The organism is Corallococcus carmarthensis (assembly GCF_003611695.1).
GTDB lineage: Bacteria > Myxococcota > Myxococcia > Myxococcales > Myxococcaceae > Corallococcus > Corallococcus carmarthensis.
The window spans coordinates 1-834 of the sequence record NZ_RAWE01000471.1 but is presented as its reverse complement, the minus strand read 5'-3'; the positions used below and the strand labels follow the sequence as shown (position 1 = coordinate 834).

The following is an 834-nucleotide window of genomic DNA, read 5'->3' as shown; positions in this document are numbered from 1 at the left end:
GTGTCCGCACCGTCTCCTCGAAGGTGTCTCCATCCAACGCCACGGGGCGCGCTTCCTTGCGCGGTGTGTACTCACGCGCACGGCCTTCTCCCGTGTCCAACCTCCACGTCCGTGACGTCGCGCAGCCCGTCACGAACAGCGCCCACAGCACGCAGAGCACGCGCGCTGGCATGTCCGGGCCCTCTCAGCTTTGCAGCGCCACTCCCAGCTCCGCGTCTCCGTGCTTCAGCCAGGTTCGCGCCGCGGACTCCTGCCAGAAGCGGCGGAGGATCTTGTCCGTCCCGCTCCCGGACGCCACCCGGTTCAACTGCAACGCGACGATCTGGTTCTGCACCAGCTCCGCCACCCGCGTCACGCCGGAGCGCAGCCCGTACTCCTGCACCCGCTTGATGAGGTCCGCGGCCTCCGGCGACGCCGGCCGGAACGTGCGCAGGTCCGCTTCGATCTTGATGGCCTGCCCCGCCACTTCATCCGTCGCGGCTCGCAGGTCCACCACGAAACGCTGCATCTCCTCCAGCCGGATGTAGCCCTCCAGCGCGAAGCTCACGATGGATTCCGCTCGGTCCACGTCGATTCGATACATCGAGGCCCCCTTCGTGAGACTGCGTCAATCCTTGTCTCGCATCCGGCGTCCACGTGCCAACGTCCGGAAGGATGAGGCCCCTATTCAGGACTCCACTCCCAGCTGCTCCAGGAGGAGGGCCAGTCCTCGCGCCGCCGCCGCCTGCCGCACCTGGCGCCGGTCCCCTTCAAACCGGTGACGCTCCACCACCGCCGCCTTCCCCCGCCGCTGCACCGCGATGAACACCAACCCCACCGGCTTCGCCTCCGTCC

General features: G+C 68.3%; 2 protein-coding genes and 1 pseudogene. All 3 read right to left on the bottom strand.

Going from position 1 to position 834, the window contains the following annotated elements:
• Positions 1 to 172: pseudogene (locus tag D7X32_RS48000) on the bottom strand (AHH domain-containing protein); the annotation flags it as partial.
• 12 nt (positions 173 to 184) lie between these two features.
• Positions 185 to 583: an STAS/SEC14 domain-containing protein gene (locus tag D7X32_RS44530; protein WP_120608487.1), complete on the bottom strand. Its 399-nt coding sequence runs from the start codon at positions 581 to 583 to the stop codon at positions 185 to 187.
• A gap of 84 nt (positions 584 to 667) precedes the next feature.
• Positions 668 to 834 (bottom strand): CinA family protein (locus D7X32_RS44525; RefSeq protein WP_208752781.1); only part of this gene is annotated, 167 nt, incomplete at its 5' end.

Excerpts from the sequence above, each read along its gene's own strand:
- D7X32_RS44530 (WP_120608487.1), bottom strand. The coding sequence starts at position 583 with ATGTATCGAATCGACGTGGACCGAGCGGAATCCATCGTGAGCTTCGCG.